This window comes from Sorangium sp. So ce128, from assembly GCF_051525245.1.
GTDB classification, from domain to species: Bacteria; Myxococcota_A; Polyangia; order Polyangiales; family Polyangiaceae; genus Sorangium; species Sorangium cellulosum_B.
Genome location: NZ_CP150313.1, coordinates 7,946,474 through 7,961,335 on the forward strand (window position 1 = coordinate 7,946,474; position 14,862 = coordinate 7,961,335).

The following is a 14,862-nucleotide window of genomic DNA, read 5'->3' on the forward strand; positions in this document are numbered from 1 at the left end:
ATACAGGAAAAGCTCTTCAAGGTTCGGGAAAGACGCACCAGCAAGAACCCCTGAAGCGGCCGGGGAGGCCGCCGCGTGCAGCCTGGGGTGATTGAAGAGGACCGCGTCCGCGTGGCCGTCGCCGTTCACGGCCGCGTCACCCGGCGGGCTCCGGCAGGCAGCAGACAGTCGTCGGGCGCGCCTCGCCGCCGGCCGGGTCGCAGAACCCCACGTGATTGACCTCCAATTCGGCGCGGATGCTGCCGAGCGCCGCACCATCCTCCTCGGGAAGCAGGCAGCGATCGACCTCGCCGGCCGTCACCGTCGTCGTCCCGAGGAGCGCGTCTTCGCTGCACGCGCGATCCGAGTAGGCGCTCACCCGCGCGACGCACTCCCTCGGCGTGCGGCTGGGCACGCAGACGCACGGCTCACAGCTCCGCGTGAGGTCCCGGTTATAGAAGATGAACTTTTCCGAGAACACGGGCGGCTCCCCCGGAGCGGCGGGCGGGTAGCATCCGCGATCCCCCTCCAACCCGATCATGCAGTAGCGCCACCCGGGGGGCACGTTGGCCTCTTGCTGGTTGAGCATGCAGACATCCCCGCCCACTGGACACTCGAAGTGGGCCACCCCGCCACTGCACGCGATCGCGATCTTGGCAGGGCCCGCCGGCGGAGAGGGCTCGTCCACGGTGAACGGCGTGCACGAACCATCCGGCCCCGGCGCGATCCAGATTGCGCTGAACTCGTCTGCCGGCACGGTCCCTGGAGACGTGCACTCGCCTCGCCAGTTCCGGGGCGGATTGAACGGCCGGAGCGTCTCCGCCGGGGTGTTCTCGCACGAGGCGTCCGAGTGCGCCGCAACGATCTCCGGCATGGAGCAGGACGGAACGCTGCATCCGCACTTGGGACAGGGCTCCTCGCCCGGCCGCAACGACCGGAGCCGGGAGAACACCGTCGGGGCGATCTTCTGCGTGTCGCGACGCTGAAGGTCGTATCCGGTGAGGTCCCCGCACGACGGCTCGGGCTCGTCAGGGTCTCCGATCCACAGGAGCAGCGGATTGTAGAAGCCGACCATCGGCCCTATCACGCACCTCCCGGCGCAGACGCCGTTGCTGGTGCCGTCCTCGTTGGTGATGTGGCAGAGATTCCCCGGGAGGCCGCACGGCGGCTCTGCGCTGCCACAGCCGCTCGCGACGAGCACGCCGCCCAGGCCCCCCAGCGACAGCGTGATCGACGCTCGCAGGAGCCACCCCTTCCTGTTCCACCTCATCGCGACATCACCGCCTTCCCCACGCGCTCCCGAGGAGCCCGTGCACGCTGTACCACCGGTTGGCTCCTGCCGCGGGCGGCGCGCCCGCCACCCGCCGGTGTTCTCGCCCTGGCCCTCACGGCGCCTCCAGCGCCTTCGGCAGACAGCAGACCGTCTTGGCCTCGCCGATCACCCTGTCGTTCCTGGATTCACCGCCCCTCGGCTTGCACGTCCCGGGCTCGTTCGAGAGCCACGTCGCACTCACGCTGCTCAACGTCGAGCCCGACACAGGATCGACACAGATCCCTTGTCTCTCGTTCACATCGATGCCGACGAGCACGTCGCTGCAGGCGCCGTCCTCCCACGCGACCACGAGCGCCTCGCACCGGCTCGTCGCCGGCGCCTCGCAGGTGCACGGCGAGCAACCCGGCGTGGTCTCCAGGTTCACATAGAACACCCCCAGCTTGTCCGAGAAGATCTTCCGAGGGTCCGCCCCTCCCTCGGGCTGCTGGCAGCCGAGATCCCCCGCCCCGACGATGCAATGGCGCCACCCGTCGGGCAGATGGGCCGGCTGCTGCTCGAGCATGCAGAGCTCCCCCTGCCCCGGACACAGCTCGTCTTCCACCACGCTGTCGCACGCGACGGCGACCTCGCCCACGCCTCCCGCGAGGGGCTGCGGGGGCTCGTCGGCCACGATCGGCGTGCACGGCTCCCAGATCGCCGGGCCGATCGAGAGCGAGCCAAGCTGCTCCGCCGCCACCGTGCCGGGCGACACACACGAGCCGTCCCAGCCTGCCGGCAGAAGGAACGACGTCTGCGTCCCAGCGCTGCCGTCGCCGCACGCCTCGATCGACCTCGCCGTCACGGTCTGCGGGAGCGCGCACGCCGGCGCCGTGCACGCGCAGGCGGGGCAGCCGTGCGTCGGCTCCGGCACGGCCCGCGCGAAGAGCGTCCGCGTGGCGCCGCCGAACGGGATCCGCTCGCCGGTCCCGGGGACGATCCGCACGAGCTCGGCGCACGACGCCGGCGCGAGCACCTCGGGCCCCGTCCAGACGAGCTCCGGCGCGCCGAACGAGTCCGGCGGCGCGTGGACGCACTGCCCCCAGCAGTGCCCGTTGCTGGTGCCGTCGTCGTTCCGGATCTCGCACGCGACCGCCTCCGCGCAGTCGTACGCCCCGGCGCCGCTGCACCCACTGACCGCCGCCACCCCTCCGAAGCAGAGGAGCCAAAGCCCTGCCAGCCCTCTCTGCCGCACGCTCCGCATCAGCACCGCTCCTTCCGGCTCCGGCGCAGCCTCACCAGCTGCCGGAGAAGATCACGCCCCCGCCATGCGCAGCCGCGAACGGCGCCGCGCGCACAGCGCGCTTTCCCGGCTCCGGCGCCCACAGGAGCGACGAGAGCGCGACCGCGCCGGCGACGCCGGCGCCGATGAAGCTCCCCCATGCGGCGGCCTTCAGCGTGTCACGCGCGTCGATCATCTCGCGCAGCACACCGCACGGCTCGGCGTATGCCTTGGACAAGCACGCCGCCGCCCCGTTGCGCTCGCGGATCTGGGCGGCCTGCGCCTCCGCCTCCCCGCCGCGCACCGCCGCTGCCACGGCGAAGCCCGTGCCCAGCGCAATCCCGGCCGACGCGAGCGCGAACCCGCCGATGCGGAACACAGTTCCTGCCGACGGCCCCCCGGGTGCCGCAGCCGGCGCAGGCGCAGCCGGCACAGGCGCCACCGGCGCCGCGACCGGCGCAGGCGCAACCGGCGGCGGGGGCTTGAGCTCCAGGTGAAGGCCGACCATCGACTCCCGCCCCCGCTGCGCCTCGAACGGATAGACCTCGTCGACATACCCATCGAGCGTGCCGCGCGCCTCGTGCCGGCCCGGGTCGAGGTAGACGAAATACATCCCCTGTCCGCGGCCGATCGACTGGCCGTCGATGAACACCTCGGCCTCGGGCCGGCTCACCGCGACGGTCGCGAACGAGACCTCGCGCTCCGCCTTCTCGAGCCCCGCCCGGAAGCGCCGCTGCGCCGCCGGCTGGAGCGTCTCCGGAACCAGCAGCGACTCCCGCAGGTGCTCCGCCGCGTCCCGGGACCGCCCGAGCGCGAGTTCCGACAGCCCGAGCTCCCCCGCGAACTCCGGCCGCGGATCCGCCTTCCACGCCGCGCGATACGACGCCTCCGCGTCCTGCCACCGCCCCTCGCGCCGCGCCCTCTCGCCCCGCGCGAACGCCGCCTCGGCCTCGGAGCGCATCATGGCCGCTCCGGGCGGTCCAGCAGAAGGCTCCTCCCCGACGGCCACCGCCGCGCGACTCCACACGACAGATGCGGCGACCACGGCGAGGAGCAACCGTCCTGTGGACGCCATCTCCGCGGCATACTACGCGACGAGTCTCTTTTCGGTCAAGCCGCCTTGGTCCGGAGAAAGTGACGGAATCGACTCGACCGTCAGGCAATTCTGGTCGCGCCGCGAGAATGCTCGCCCTGCTGCGCGGCGCGCCGAGCGCTCACGCCACAGGCCTGCCTCGGCTCAGCCCGACATGCCGATTTTCAAATGTCGAACGAGCTCGCCAGGTAACTACGCAGGCATGGGGAAATCGTCTCGCAAGACCGACAGCGCCACCGAGAACCAACCGCTCACCATCGAGGCGATCATGGCCGAGCACCTGGATCTCGTCCGCTGGTACGTCGAGCGGCAGGGCTTCCACGGCGCGGATCGGGACGACCTGGTCCAGGAGATCTTCCACGGCGCCTCGCGGTCGCTGCCCCGGTACGATCCCCGCATCGCCAGCGTGCGCACCTGGCTCTTGCGGATCGCGTTCAACCTGACTTCCAACGAGCGCAATCGCGCCCATCGCCGGCACGAAGAGCTGTGGCCGGAGGAGGCGCTGGAAGGCCTCTCCAGCGCAGCGCCGGACTCCGAGACACGGCTCATCGAGGCGCAACAGAGCGACATCCTCGCGGATCTGCTCCAGGAGGTCCCTCCGCGGCGCCGCGCGATCCTTGTCGCGCACGACCTCGAGGAGGAGGCGGTCCAGGACATCGCCGAGGAGCTCGCGATGCCGCGCAATACCGTGTGGAACGACCTCCGGCTCGCGCGGCTGAGCCTCGACGCCGCCGCGCGGCGCTGGCGAGCGCGGAGACGCGGCCGTGGCGCCCTGATTGCGCCGCTCGCCTTCGCGTTCGGCGCGACCAAAGCGCGCGCCTCGTCGGGGCCGCTCCACGGAGGCCGGCTGCGGCGGCTGCTCGGCCTGGCTCGCCGCGCCTTCCGGCGCGCGCTGTCTCACGGCGCGGCCCGCCCGGCGGCTAGCTCGTGGAACGCGTCGCTGGCACCCACACGTGCCGTCCGCCGATCGACGGCCAGCGCCGCAGCCGGCGTTGCGGCGGGCGCGCTCGCCCTGCTGGCCGCCGGCGGGCGCGGCGAGCTCCCGCCGCCGAGCGCCCATGCGGTCGCGCTTCGCTCCCCGCAGGCCGCATGGCCCGCTCAGCGCGGCAGCGCCGTCCCCTCGGGCCCGGAGGTGCCCTCGGAGGAGCGGGCCGAAAGCGACGTGAGCGGCGCCCTCACGACAGCGCGCCGCGACCCGGCGAGCCCGCGATACCCGCCCGGCCCTCGTCAGGGCGAGCGCATCCAACTGCCCTCCTCCGAGGCCCGGCTGATCCGGCAGGCCTTCGCGGCGCTCGCCGCCGGTCGCCACGACGCCGTGCGGCTCCTGCTCGAGCAACACCGGCGCGACTTCCCGCGAGGCGCCTACGCAGGAGATCGCGAGGAGCTCCTGCGACGGCTGCGGGCGGCGGCACACCGCGACTGATACGCGGCCGCGGCCCGGTCAGCCCCGCAGAGCGTCCGATTCGTGCCATTCCGTCCCGTCGAGCCCGTCAGGCGTTGCCGTGGTCCCTCGGGCTCTGCCAACATCAGCGCGTTTTGCTCAACCCAAGGAGGCGCCTATGGCAGACCCCTATATCGATCCTTTCGAGACGAAGATTTATGGCAAGTTCGCGCGCGAGCAGATGGCCGCGGTCCTGATGGGCAAGGTCGCTGCCCTCGACGGCATGGTCGAGTTCGCGATGGGCAAGCAGCTCCTCGCCGATCAGGCGATGTCCGATGTCCTCGATCGCCAGCCCAAGCCGGCGCCGGAGCTCGACAGCGCCGAGGTGCTCGACGAGGCGCGCGACGTCATCGTGCGGTTCGCCGCGTACCTCGACTCGCTCAAGGGGAGGCCGGTCGATCCGCGGGTGTTCTTCCGCGGTGAGGCGCCGAGCGTCCTCGCGCGCCGGCGGCTCACGAAGCTCACCGCCGCGGTCGGGCACATCGCCGACGAGCTCGAGAGGCAGCGCGAGAAGGTCCGCGGCGCGGACATGTGGCTTTCCGAGCTCCGGGAGGCGCACGAGAAGCTCGCGATCATCGAGCGGCAGCAGCGCGCCTCGCGCGTCGAGCGGCTCGAGCTCGGCCCCGAGGTGTCGACCGCGCGCGAGGCCTGGCTGGGTGTCTACAACGCCAACAAGAACCTCGTGCGCGGGCTGCTCGCCCACCTCGGCAAGCCCGAGCTCCTGCCGCTCATCTTCGACGATCTCGCCGAGGTCCACCGCACGACCGGCGTCAGCGACGCCCTCCCCCCCGGCCAGCCGGCCGCGCCGGAGGCGCCGGCAGCCGCGCCGTCCGCCCAGCCGGGGGCCTCGCCGGACGCGTGAGCCCGCGGCCCGCTGCAAGGCTTGATGCAAGTCTTGCAGCGGGCGACTCGGTCGCCGAGTTGGCCGTTTCAAGGCTTGAGACGACCGACTCGGAGGCTCAGCGGGCCGTTTCAAGGCTTGAGACGGTCGACCGGGCGGCCGGGAGAGCCGCTTCAAGGCTTGAAATCGCCAACTCGGCGACCGAGTCGGGCGTTTCAAGCCTTGAAGCGGGCGACTGTACGCCGGGGAAGGCGATTTCAAGCCGCGGATGGCGTCGCAGACGCAGAGAGCGGGTTATGCGGGGAAATCGTCGCCGTTCCGGTGCTGCTGGAGGAACGTGAGGAACTGCTCGGCCCGCTCGATGAGATCGTCGTACGTCAGGATGGCGAGGCCGGCGAGGAAGCCGTTCTCGAGACGCAGGCGCTCGCGCTCGGCGTCGTTCTGATAGCGCCCGATGACGACGAAGCCGCGGGGGCGCTGGAGGTGCACAGCGATGCCCCGGCGTCCGTCGTACCCGAGCGGCCCGCGGGGCTCCTTCTCCGCCGCATCGTAGTAGGACATGAGCTGGCCTATGGCGCGAGCGCACTCCAGGCTGTGATGGAGCCAGCCGTTGTAGTCTTTGAACACGGGGTCGCTGGGACGCTTGAGCTCCCAGAGGTCGGGGAAGCCGTCCCAGCGGATCGCGAGGAGATCGATCTCCCCGCCGCGCGTGATCGGGTACGGCGAACGGACGTCCTGGTACTCGGGGCCGAGGATCGCACCCCAGTGCTGGTGGATGAATTTGCGATAGGCGTCCTCGGATTCGTTCCGGTCGACGAGCGCACGGAACTCGCGAACGGTACGGCTCATCTTGAAGGCCGGGCTGGCGAGGGCGACGTTCACAGCCTTCGGCAAGGCGCGTCGGAGATCGTCGTCCTTGAAGACGAACGGAGCGCCGTGCGTCCGCCGCATCGCGCGCCGGATGACCTCGCGCTCGCTGTGCGCGGTCACGATGCACACGGGGCGAAACGGGTCAGCGGCGAGGAGCGCGTCGAGCACGCGGAAGCCGTGCTCGACATTCTCGTCGGAGAGGCTCGGGGCAGAGGGGATCTGCAGGTCCAGCAGGACCACGTCGGGGCCGAAGGTGGCGGCCTTGCCCAGCGCCCCTGCGGCATCGACGGCGTGCTCGACCGTGAACCCGTTGAGCCGGAGCAGGCGCAGAAAATCGCCGGCCGTGGCCTCGTTGTCCTCGACGAGGAGCACCTTCGGGGCGTTCTTTTCGTTCATGATGCATCCCTCCAAGTGACAAACCGTGCGAAGAAGCAGGTTCCCTCGCGATCTGGGTCGAGCCCCACCTGAGCGCCGAGCCGCGCCGCGTAGCGCCGCGCGATGGCGAGCCCCAGCCCCGTACCGAGCGGCTGGTCGCCGCCCTTCTTGGTCGTCACGTAGGGCTCGAAGATGCGCTCCCGATCCTCCGCGCGAATGCCCGGGCCGTTGTCGACAATGTCGAGCCGGACGGTGTCGCCCTCGGGGGTCGCGCGGATCCCTACGCGGGGCGCGGGGGTGGATGCGATCGCGTGGAACGCGTTCTCCATCAGGCAATGGAGTATCTCACGTAGCCCTACGCGGCCGGCTCGTACCAGGAGCGAGACGGAGACATCGATCTCGCAGAGGACGTCCGGATACTTTCGGCGTAGAGGTGCGGCGGCATCGTCCACAAGTTCGTGAAGCGCAAGCGCCTCCGGAGGGTCGTTCGGAACTTCCTGCCATCGCCCGGTCTGCTCGGCGAGCGCCGCCTGGAACGCGAGCTCTTCGTCGATGCGAGAGAACTCATACTGAAACTGCGCCACGTCTGCTGCGGCGAGATTCTCCCGGATGTGTTGGACATTCATCAAGATCGCGCCCACGGAGCGCTTGAGCTGATGAGCGAGCGTCAGCTGGAGGCGGCGCTCCACTTCGGCCTCGATGTCGGCGCGAACTTCGGCGCCTCGCCCCTCCGCGAACCGGGCAGCTGCCTCCGGGGAGAGGATCGACAGGAACAGGAACACATACTCCCTGGGGAACTGGTGGCGGCTCAGAGAGCCGAAAGCGCCGGCGACAACCTCGCGCGCGATCCTGCGTGCAATGAGGTAGTCGCGGATCAGCGCATTCATCTGTACGCGGCCCTCGCTGTCGCTCTTGTACCACGTGAGGACTTGATCTTGCAGAGCGCCCCATGTTCGCCGCGAGGAGAACTGGTATCCAGGTTCAACGGAGGTCCACCCGAGGGAGAACTGGGTCAGCGCCGCGTCTTCCAGTGGCAGGAACTGCGCCAGGGAATCCGCCTCCTCCGGGAAAATCTCACGCATTACTTTGACGATGTAGTCGTGAACCACGTACGCGATCCACTGCGCAGAGCCGCTCGACGGCACATCCCGGAACGCGAGAACGGACTCCAGCATGCGCGGCACGTTCGCAGGCGCATTGGTCAACTCTTGGAACTCCGGCTCACGCTCACGGGCAGCGAGGAAACGAGCAACCAATGCCGGCGAAGCCAACCGATCGATGAACCAGCGCTCGACATCGCTCGGCGCCGGCGCGCATATCTTCACATATTTGCCTGGCAGATAGCCGCGGGCGCGCTTCTCAAAATCCACGACCTCCGAGCGTTCGAGAAAGACCAACGACGGTCGACGCTCACTCCGCAATGACTCAATATCCGTGTGCACGCGAATGGCGAATCCGTGCTCATAAGCCAGCCGCGCTGCTCCGGTAGGACGATACGAGGCGAGCAGCACCGTGTCGTCCGGCTCGCGCAAGAACCGGACGCCGAGTTCATAGATGGCCTGTCCGACGACAGCAAAGCAGTCAGCCAGGTCGTCTGAGATGACGATGGCGGCGAACGTCGGCCCGCCGCTCACCCACTCCTTGATCCAAGACACAGCGTCGGGAAATCCCATCTCACGATCATCGACGCGCCGCGGCACGTACTTCCCTGGATCGCCCTTCGCCTCAGACGCCTTCATGTGCTCGCGTACGTCGTCCGCGATCCCTGATACCTCCAGGACCAGTCTACGGTACGAGATCGCGGCGCAGACATCTGTCCTCAGGTCTGCGGTGTACCCCGGCGGCAGGCTCCCCTCAATCAGGACCCCGAGCGCACGATCGGCTCCCGTCGTCCGACGCTTCTCCTCAAGCTCCGCCAGTGCGACGTCAATGCCTTCGGGGCAGCGCGTCCACACGCGGAAGTACGTTTTCGGATGCACGAGCCCCTTCCGAGGCGTCGCGAACCAATCCACGCTCCCCGGCTCGAGGCCGACCGCCCGCGACACCTCATAATCCGCCGCCTCGAACAGACGGGCCACCGCGTTTTCACCAGCTACCACCGGCTCGTGCTCGTCGTCGTTCATGGGTTGCACATCCTCCATGGCACGCACGCGCTTGGGCGCGCAACGCCCGCCTGCGTGCCGAGGCTCGATCGGACGAGGCGCAGAAGAGCTCGTCGCCCCTTCGCGCCCCGGCCTCAGATCACCCTGTCCACGAGCGCCTCCCCGCGCTCGAAGCGCCGCAGGTTCGCCAGGAAATGCTCCACCAGCGCCATCGACTCCTCGCGCCGCCCGCCGGCCGAATGCGGCGTGATGACGCAGCCCGGGGCGCGCCAGAGCGGGTGCTCCGGCGGGAGCGGCTCGGGATCCGTCACGTCGAGGTACGCGCCCGCGATCCTGCGCGCCTCGAGCGCCTCGAGCAGCGCGACCTGGTCCACCGTGACGCCCCGGCCGACATTGAAGAGCCACGCGTCCGGCCGCATCCGCGCGAGCAGCGCGGCCGAGACCAGCCGCCGCGTGCCCTCGGCCTCGGGCAGGCTCGAGACCACGTGATCCGCCCAGGCGAAGGCGTCGCCCAGCTCCTCCCTCGCGACCACGCGGAAAGGCTCATCGCCGCGGGGGCGGGCGCGCAGGACGCAGAGCTCCACCTCGAACGGCGCGAGCAGCTCGGCGAGGCGGCGGCCGATCGCGCCGAAGCCGAGGAGGAGCACCCGCCGGCCGCGCAGGAGCGCGCTCCGCGACCGCAGGTGCGCGTCGGGCCAGCCGCGCGGGCCGAGCTGGTTCTCGAGGCACTCGGGCAGCCGCCGCGAGGCCGAGAGCAGGAACGCGAGCGCGTGCTCCGCGCAAGGATCGGCGTAGACGCCGCTGCTCGTCGTCAGCGCGGCGCCGCGGGCGGCGAGCGCGGCGCGCACCGCCGCCACGTCGTAGCGGGCATACCCCGCGGTGCTGAGGTGCACCCAGCGGAGCCGCGGGGCCGCGCGCACGTCGTCGGGGTGCGGCTGGCCAAAGACGACCTCGGCGCCGAGGACGAGCGGATCCGGCGCGACGACGGCGAGGTTCTTCGCGGAGCGCGCCGCGGCCAGCTCGAGCGCGTGCGGCGCGACGCCCTCCGAGAGCGAGCGCGCCGCCTCCGCCGGCAGAACAACGGTGCTCGCGATGATCAGCCGATCCACCGACGCCCCCCTCACCCGTGCACGGCGCGCCCGAACTCGCGCATCCACGCCTCTTCGTCGGCGGTGAGCGGACCCTTCGCGAGCGCGTCGAGGTTCGCCTCCACCTCGGCGCGGCTCTTCGGCCCCGTCAGCGCGAGATCCACGTGCGGGCTGGAGAGCTGGAATCGGTAGCAGTCGCCCGCCGTCATCGCCGGGCGATCCCAGCCCTTCGGCTGCTTCAGCAGCCGACGCCACGCCGTCGCCGTGTAGGCGAGGATGCTCGGCTTCGCGTCGCGCACGTGCGGGAAGATGTCGCGCTCCGCGCCGGGATGCGCGGCGTTGTAGCGGATCATGAGCAGGTCGAGCGGCGACGACTCCGCCAGGCCGCCCGCCCGCGGGCGATCGTGGATGCTCACCCCGACCGCCCGCACCTTGCCGCTCTCGCGCAGGTGCATGAGCTCCCGCTCGGTCGCGCTCGTCCAGGCAGACCCGACGCCGAGCCAGCCGAGCAGATAGACATCGAGATGGTCGGTCCCGAGCTCCCGGAGCAGCTTCTCGGCGCCCCGGCGCACGCCCCAGCCGAACCAGCCGGCCTGCGCGAAGCCGACCACCGCCACGCTGTCGCGGCGCCCCTTCAGCGCCTCGCGCAGCGGGTTGCCGAGCCCGCCCGAGCGCATCGTCCAGAGGAAGAGATTGACGCCGCGGTCCATCGCCGCGCGCACCCCGCCCTCATCGATGCCGTAGTTCGCCGCGAGCCCGAGCCGGAAGATGCGCTTGCCGCCAAAGGCGGTCGGCGCGCGGCGGAGCCAGTCGTCCATGGGACGGATCTACCATCACCTCCGTCGATGTCACCGGCTCCCGCGCGCCACACATTCGCCGCCCACGGCCGCCCCGACCTGTGCCAGACTCCCTGGCCACCGATGGGCCAGGACTCCCCTCCCCGGTGCGCCGGCTGCAGCGCTCCGCTCCCGGAGAACGCCCGCTTCTGCCCCTCGTGCGGCCAGCTCGTCACCGCGCCGGATCCCAGCCCCGCCCTCGCCGCGACGGCGTTCCCCGCGACGCAGCTCGGCGCCGTCGGGCTGCCGCCAGCCTCCCTGCCGCTGCCGCCGGTGCGGCTCTTGCCCGGGACGGAGATCAGCGTCTATCGCATCGAGTCGACGCTCGGCGAGGGCGGCATGGGCGTCGTCTACCGCGCTTACGACCGGGCGCGCGAGCGCGTCGTGGCCGTCAAATGCCTGCACTCGAACCTCTGCGGCAACCCGGAGATCCGGCGGCGGTTCGCGCGGGAAGCGCGGGTGCTCCGCTCCTGGAGCCACGAGAACGTTGTCGCCGTCTACGATTTCGTCGAGCGCGATCACCTGCTCGCGATCGTCATGGAGTACGTCGACGGGTCGACGCTGGTGCGGCACCTCGAGCGGTGGCGCGGGCGCATCCCCTTCCAGGAGATCCGCGCGCTGTTCGGCGGCGTCCTCGACGCGATGGACGAGGGGCACCGCATGGGCATCATCCACCGCGATCTCAAGCCCGACAACATCCTCGTCACGACCGGGAAAGACGGCCTCTACCCCAAGATCGTCGACTTCGGCATCGCCAAGATCCTGGAGGGGACGACGTACACGCTGAGCGGCGCGTTCCTCGGGACGTGTTGTTACATGTCGCCCGAGCAGGTGAAGAGCCCCCACGCGGCGGATCGGCGCTCGGACATCTACTCTCTCGGCGTGACGCTCTACAAGCTGACGACAGGGCAGGTGCCGTTCGACAGCCCCAACCACTTCGCCGTGATGATGGCCCACGTCGCCGACGCCCCGGCGCCCCCCTCGTCGCTGCGCCCCGACCTCCCGCCGGCCCTCGACCGGCTCGTGCTCGACGCGCTCTCGAAGGACCCGGCGGGGAGGCCGGCGTCGTGCGCGGAGTTCCGGGCGCGGCTCGACGAGGCGCTCTCGGAGTTCTCGCCCGCCCCGTCGCGGCCCTCGTCCGACGGGCGCGAGCTCGCGCCGACGGTCCGCGAGAAGACCGGCGAGCAGATGATCCTCGTCCCCGGCGGGCCGTTCCTGAGCGGGCAGCAGCGCAGGAAGGTCCATGTCGACGCGTTCTACATGGACCGCACGCCGGTCACGAACCGCCAGTTCAAGGCGTTCCTCGACGTGACCGGGTACCGCCCCGACGACGACGACGCGAGCCGGCTCCTCGCCCATTTCAGGCGCGGCGAGATCCCCGCGGGCCTCGAGGAGCACCCCGTGGTGTACGTGTCGTGGGACGACGCGCGGGCCTACGCCAACTGGGCCGGCAAGCGCCTGCCGACCGAGGCCGAGTGGGAGAAGGCCGCGCGCGGCACCGACGGCCGCAAATACCCGTGGGGGCGCGCCGAGCCCGGGCCCACGCGCGCGAACTACGACAACCGCGAGGGCGGGACGGTGCCCGTCGGCTCGCTGCCGGGAGGCGCCTCTCCTTATGGCATCCTCGACCTCGCCGGCAACGTGTGGGAGTGGTGCGAGGACTACGACGATCCGCACTTCTATGCGGACGGCCCCTCCCACAACCCGCGCAACACGCGGCCCTCGGATCGGCCGCTGCTCGTGATGCGCGGCGGCTCGTGGATGTACGGCGCGCAGTCGCTCCGCACCTGGGCGCGCACGAGCTTCGAGGCGCACTACCGCTTCGCCGGCGGCGGCTTCCGCTGCGTGCGAACGGCCTCGTCGAGCTGAGGGCTCGGGCGCGGCAGCTGCTCGGCGCACGTGCGGCGGCTCGGCGCGGGCTCGGCGCACGAGCGCCTGGTCAACCGGCTGCGGCGCGGATAGAACGCCGGGCGCAGATGCAGACGAACAGGGCCAGGGCGAGCGGCGGCGTCCGCGTGCGGCTGACCGGCGTCCGGCGCGTCTTCCCGGTGCTGGACGACGCGGGCCGCGCGCCGAGGGACGGCGCCCCCGGCGTGATCGCGATCGACGGCATCGATCTCGACATCGCGCCTGGCGCATTCGTCGCGCTGCTCGGGCCCTCCGGGTGCGGCAAATCCACCCTGCTGCGGCTCGTCGCCGGGCTGGACCGCGCCGACGCCGGCGCGGCCGTCGTGGAGGCCGAGGAGGCGCCGGGCGGCGAACGCCGCGCGGGCGGCGCAGGCGGCGCGCGCGCCCCCCTCGCGTACGTCTTCCAGGACGCCCACCTCCTGCCCTGGCGGAGCGTCCTCGAGAACGCCGCCCTGCCGCTCGAGCTCGCCGGCGCGCCGCTCGACGAGCGCCGCGCGGCGGCGCGGGCGGCGCTCGTCCAGGTCGGCCTCGCCGACGCGGGCGCGCGGTACCCGGCCGAGCTCTCCGGCGGCATGCGCATGCGTGTATCGCTCGCCCGCGCGCTGGTCACGCGCCCGCGGCTGCTCCTGCTCGACGAGCCGTTCGCCGCGCTCGACGAGCTCACGAGGAGCCGGCTCGACGACGAGCTCCGCGCGCTCTGGGCCGAGCTCGGCATGACGGTGCTCTTCGTGACCCACTCGATCACCGAGGCCGCCTACCTCGCCGAGCGCGCCGTCGTCCTTTCCCCGCGGCCGGCGCGCGTCGTCGCCGACCGCACGCTTTCGCTGCCAGACAAGCGGACGGCCGCGCTGCGCACCGAGCCCGCGTTCGCGCGCGAGGTGCGCGCGCTGCAGGAGGCGCTGGAGAGCGGCGGGGCGTGAGGCGCGGACCGGCGAGCCCGGCATTCCCGGTGCTCCACGGGTGGAGGCGAATGAGATCGCGGCAGCTCGGCGCGCCCGGAGGTCCCTTCCGCTCCCGTTTGCCGCCGCGCTCTGACAGCGGCGCGCCGCGAGACTCCTGACGTGCGCTACAGTCCCTCCTGCCCACCATGGCCAACGCGATCCGCATTCGCACCCAGGTCACCTCCGAACTCCTCCACATCCCGGAGCTCTCGGCGCTCGCGGGCAAGAACGTCGAGGTGATCATCCTCGAGGAGGAGTCGGCCCCGCGTAGCCTCACGCCGCCGGCGCGCAAGCTCGGGGCGCTCCGAGGCCTGTTCGACGTCCCTGACGATTTCGACGCTCCCCTGCCCGAGGACATGCTTCACGCCTTCGAGGGAGATGGAGAGACGTGAAGCTGCTCCTTGACACCCATGTGTGGCTCTGGGCTGCGCTCACGCCGGAGCGCATCGCCACGACGGCCCGGCAGGCCATCGAGGATCCTCACAACACCCTCCTGATCTCCGCCGCAAGCGCCTGGGAGATCGCGGTCAAGCACGCTATCGGCAAGCTCCCGCTCCCCGAAAGGCCGGAGCTCCTCGTCCCGCGGGTCATCGCCGCGCTCGAAGGGATCGAGCTCCCCGTGACCTCCCGTCACGCGATCTCGTCCGCGGCCTTGCCGCACCATCACCGAGATCCCTTCGATCGCCTCCCCGTGGCGCAGGCGCTTTGCGAAGGGGCAGCGCTCGTCACCGTGGACGAGCTGCTCACTCGCTACGGCGCCACGGTGCTCTGGGCCGGATCGTGAAAGGGCAGCGACGCCGGCGCCGCCACGTCGAACCGTCGTTCCCGCGCGCCCGCTGAGCCCGGCTCCTCCCCGG

The 14,862-nt window shown here is 71.2% G+C and carries 13 protein-coding genes; 6 read left to right on the top strand and 7 right to left on the bottom strand.

Features of this window, described 5'->3' with window-relative positions:
* Positions 1 to 136: 136 nt before the first annotated feature.
* The 3 genes from WME82_RS29985 to WME82_RS29995 form a co-directional block, all read right to left on the bottom strand.
* Entirely contained in the window at positions 137 to 1,249 is a 1,113-nt protein-coding gene (locus WME82_RS29985) for a hypothetical protein (RefSeq protein ID WP_438038103.1), read from the bottom strand.
* A 115-nt stretch (positions 1,250 to 1,364) separates the two neighbouring features.
* A complete protein-coding gene (locus WME82_RS29990; protein WP_438038104.1) occupies positions 1,365 to 2,492 on the bottom strand; it encodes a hypothetical protein in 1,128 nt (375 codons plus the stop codon).
* 31 nt (positions 2,493 to 2,523) lie between these two features.
* Entirely contained in the window at positions 2,524 to 3,474 is a 951-nt protein-coding gene (locus WME82_RS29995; protein ID WP_438038105.1) for a hypothetical protein, read from the bottom strand.
* 331 nt (positions 3,475 to 3,805) lie between these two features.
* Here WME82_RS29995 and WME82_RS30000 point away from each other — a divergent pair, with 331 nt between their 5' ends.
* Positions 3,806 to 5,026 (top strand): RNA polymerase sigma factor, encoded by a 1,221-nt coding sequence (locus WME82_RS30000; protein ID WP_438038106.1) that lies wholly within the window; start codon positions 3,806 to 3,808, stop codon positions 5,024 to 5,026.
* A gap of 136 nt (positions 5,027 to 5,162) precedes the next feature.
* Positions 5,163 to 5,906 (top strand): hypothetical protein, encoded by a 744-nt coding sequence (locus WME82_RS30005; protein ID WP_438038107.1) that lies wholly within the window; start codon positions 5,163 to 5,165, stop codon positions 5,904 to 5,906.
* 273 nt (positions 5,907 to 6,179) lie between these two features.
* On the opposite strand, the gene WME82_RS30010 is transcribed toward WME82_RS30005, so the two are convergent.
* From WME82_RS30010 to WME82_RS30025, 4 genes are all read right to left on the bottom strand, one after another.
* Positions 6,180 to 7,151 (bottom strand): Shedu anti-phage system protein SduA domain-containing protein, encoded by a 972-nt coding sequence (locus WME82_RS30010; RefSeq protein WP_438038108.1) that lies wholly within the window; start codon positions 7,149 to 7,151, stop codon positions 6,180 to 6,182.
* The gene (locus WME82_RS30015; RefSeq protein ID WP_438038109.1) at positions 7,148 to 9,253 is read right to left on the bottom strand and encodes a sensor histidine kinase; all 2,106 of its coding nucleotides are present in this window, start codon (positions 9,251 to 9,253) and stop codon (positions 7,148 to 7,150) included. Before WME82_RS30015 ends, WME82_RS30010 begins: the two co-directional genes overlap by 4 nt.
* Positions 9,254 to 9,366: 113 nt before the next feature.
* On the bottom strand, positions 9,367 to 10,341 hold the full coding sequence (locus tag WME82_RS30020) for an NAD(P)-dependent oxidoreductase (protein WP_438038110.1): 975 nt from the start codon (positions 10,339 to 10,341) through the stop codon (positions 9,367 to 9,369).
* A gap of 11 nt (positions 10,342 to 10,352) precedes the next feature.
* The gene (locus tag WME82_RS30025; protein WP_438038111.1) at positions 10,353 to 11,138 is read right to left on the bottom strand and encodes an aldo/keto reductase; all 786 of its coding nucleotides are present in this window, start codon (positions 11,136 to 11,138) and stop codon (positions 10,353 to 10,355) included.
* Between the two features lie 102 nt (positions 11,139 to 11,240).
* On the opposite strand from WME82_RS30025, the gene WME82_RS30030 reads away from it, so the two are divergent.
* The 4 genes from WME82_RS30030 to WME82_RS30045 all read left to right on the top strand — a co-directional run bounded on the left by WME82_RS30030 (position 11,241) and on the right by WME82_RS30045 (position 14,789).
* The gene (locus tag WME82_RS30030; protein WP_438038112.1) at positions 11,241 to 13,025 is read left to right on the top strand and encodes an SUMF1/EgtB/PvdO family nonheme iron enzyme; all 1,785 of its coding nucleotides are present in this window, start codon (positions 11,241 to 11,243) and stop codon (positions 13,023 to 13,025) included.
* Between the two features lie 107 nt (positions 13,026 to 13,132).
* Positions 13,133 to 13,984, top strand: a complete 852-nt coding sequence (locus WME82_RS30035) for an ABC transporter ATP-binding protein (protein ID WP_438038113.1) — start codon at positions 13,133 to 13,135, stop codon at positions 13,982 to 13,984.
* Positions 13,985 to 14,151: 167 nt separating this feature from the next.
* Positions 14,152 to 14,397 carry a type II toxin-antitoxin system prevent-host-death family antitoxin gene (locus WME82_RS30040; RefSeq protein ID WP_438038114.1) on the top strand — a complete coding sequence of 82 codons (246 nt, stop codon included), beginning with the start codon at positions 14,152 to 14,154 and terminating at the stop codon, positions 14,395 to 14,397.
* A complete protein-coding gene (locus WME82_RS30045) occupies positions 14,394 to 14,789 on the top strand; it encodes a type II toxin-antitoxin system VapC family toxin (protein WP_438038115.1) in 396 nt (131 codons plus the stop codon). Before WME82_RS30040 ends, WME82_RS30045 begins: the two co-directional genes overlap by 4 nt.
* Positions 14,790 to 14,862: the final 73 nt, after the last annotated feature.

Coding starts and splice junctions, on each gene's coding strand:
- WME82_RS29985 (WP_438038103.1), bottom strand. CDS start 1,249: ATGAGGTGGAACAGGAAGGGGTGGCTCCTGCGAGCGTCGATCACGCTG.
- WME82_RS29990 (WP_438038104.1), bottom strand. CDS start 2,492: ATGCGGAGCGTGCGGCAGAGAGGGCTGGCAGGGCTTTGGCTCCTCTGC.
- WME82_RS29995 (WP_438038105.1), bottom strand. CDS start 3,474: ATGATGCGCTCCGAGGCCGAGGCGGCGTTCGCGCGGGGCGAGAGGGCG.
- WME82_RS30000 (WP_438038106.1), top strand. CDS start 3,806: ATGGGGAAATCGTCTCGCAAGACCGACAGCGCCACCGAGAACCAACCG.
- WME82_RS30005 (WP_438038107.1), top strand. CDS start 5,163: ATGGCAGACCCCTATATCGATCCTTTCGAGACGAAGATTTATGGCAAG.
- WME82_RS30010 (WP_438038108.1), bottom strand. CDS start 7,151: ATGAACGAAAAGAACGCCCCGAAGGTGCTCCTCGTCGAGGACAACGAG.
- WME82_RS30015 (WP_438038109.1), bottom strand. CDS start 9,253: ATGAACGACGACGAGCACGAGCCGGTGGTAGCTGGTGAAAACGCGGTG.
- WME82_RS30025 (WP_438038111.1), bottom strand. CDS start 11,138: ATGGACGACTGGCTCCGCCGCGCGCCGACCGCCTTTGGCGGCAAGCGC.
- WME82_RS30030 (WP_438038112.1), top strand. CDS start 11,241: ATGGGCCAGGACTCCCCTCCCCGGTGCGCCGGCTGCAGCGCTCCGCTC.
- WME82_RS30035 (WP_438038113.1), top strand. CDS start 13,133: ATGCAGACGAACAGGGCCAGGGCGAGCGGCGGCGTCCGCGTGCGGCTG.
- WME82_RS30040 (WP_438038114.1), top strand. CDS start 14,152: ATGGCCAACGCGATCCGCATTCGCACCCAGGTCACCTCCGAACTCCTC.